Annotated in this window: 2 protein-coding genes; both read right to left on the bottom strand. The window is 72.9% G+C overall.

Annotated features, from left to right (window positions below; all coding sequences use genetic code 11):
- Positions 1-551, bottom strand: a 551-nt coding sequence (locus tag G6018_RS14285; RefSeq protein WP_182639975.1) for an alpha/beta fold hydrolase, incomplete at its 3' end; no start/stop codon positions are given.
- Positions 548-1,433 (bottom strand): alpha/beta fold hydrolase (locus tag G6018_RS14280; protein WP_182639974.1); only part of this gene is annotated, 886 nt, incomplete at its 5' end. The genes G6018_RS14280 and G6018_RS14285, both read right to left, overlap by 4 nt.

Genomic DNA, 1,433 nt, shown 5'->3' with positions numbered 1-1,433 from the left:
TGAGTGACGACGGTGCGTACCGCGTCCCGCCGCGTGGTGGCGGTGACGTAGGACGCGATGATCGCGCCCTGCGAGTGCCCCACGAGGTCGACCTCCGGGGCACCGGTGAGTGCGCGGACGCGGTCGATCTCGGCGGCGAGCTGGGGAGCCGAGGCGCCGGTGAGCGAGTCGAACCCTCCGGTGGAGCCGAGCCCCGGCGGGGCCCCGACCGTCGGCGCCCACACGCAGTAGCCCTCGGCGGCCAGGGCGGCCCCGAAGGTGGCCCACGAGTTGCCGCCGTTGAGCCCGGTGCCGTGGACGAGGATGACCGGCACGGGATGGTGGGCACTCGGCCGGCAGTCATCACGGTTGATCCCGGGCGGATCCGCGAGCCCGTTGGTGAGCTGGTGCGCCGCTCCGTCCCACCAGCGCCACGGGACCTGCGCGGTGGTCGGAGTCGCGTCGGGAGACACCGTGGTCGGAGTCGCCGTGACCGATCCGGGCGCGACGACGACGAGGAGCGTGGCCGCCATGAGTCCCGCGATCCCCGGGGCCACCCGACGTGCGGTCATGAGCCCGGCAGGGCCGGGATCGGACCCAGGTACGGGGCGATCGCCTCGCAGCGCGGCACACGGGGGGTGGCCGGATCGAGCGCGTTCAGCACGAAGTCGGCCGTGCGCGGGTCGGAGGCGATCGCCAGGTGCTCGGCGTGGTTCTGCTCGCAGCCGTCCTGGATCACCACGTTGGTCGTCATCGGTCCGGGCACCAGGCCCGAGGTGTAGGGCGTGACCAACTGGTCGTAGCGGGTCACCGCGTTGAGGTACCGCACCCCGGGGGCGTAGGGCGATCCTCCGCTCCACAACAGCTGGAGTACCTCGGAGCCCGGGGACATCTGGGACAGGGCGGGGATCTGACCCAGCTGGTCCGAGACTCCTGGAAGGTCGTCCAGAGACCTGCGCATACCCCCACCGGAGCCCTCCCACAGCGGGGCGATCGAGGCGACGGTGTTCACCTTGCCCGGGCGCCCGACCTTCGCCACCAGACCCGAGACGATGGTGCCCTGCGAGTGGCCGACCAGGTCCACCTGCCGGGCCCCGGTGGCCGCCAGCACACGGTCGACGAACTCCCCGACCTGCGGCACCGAGACCCCCGCGATGTCGGACAACCCGCCCAGCTCGTTGACCGGCCACGGGGTACCCGGCAGCGCGCCGTAGGTCAGCGTGAACACGCAGTAGCCCTCGTTGTGCAGCAGCGGGCCGAAGGTCGCCCAGTTGGTCACGGCGCCGCCGGAGGTGCCGTGGACCAGGACCACCGGACGCGGCTTGGCGGGCGAGGGCCGACAGTTCCAGTCGTTCGCGCCCGGCAGCGTGGCCCCCGGCTGCGTGATCGCCATGGCGGCGCCGGTGAGGAAGCTGTACGGCACGGGGATCGGGGCCCGGGCGGTCGGGTCCGTG

It is taken from the genome of Dietzia sp. DQ11-44 (genome assembly GCF_014145205.1).
Classification (GTDB): Bacteria; Actinomycetota; Actinomycetes; order Mycobacteriales; family Mycobacteriaceae; genus Dietzia; species Dietzia natronolimnaea.
This window is presented reverse-complemented; position numbering and strand designations above follow the sequence as displayed.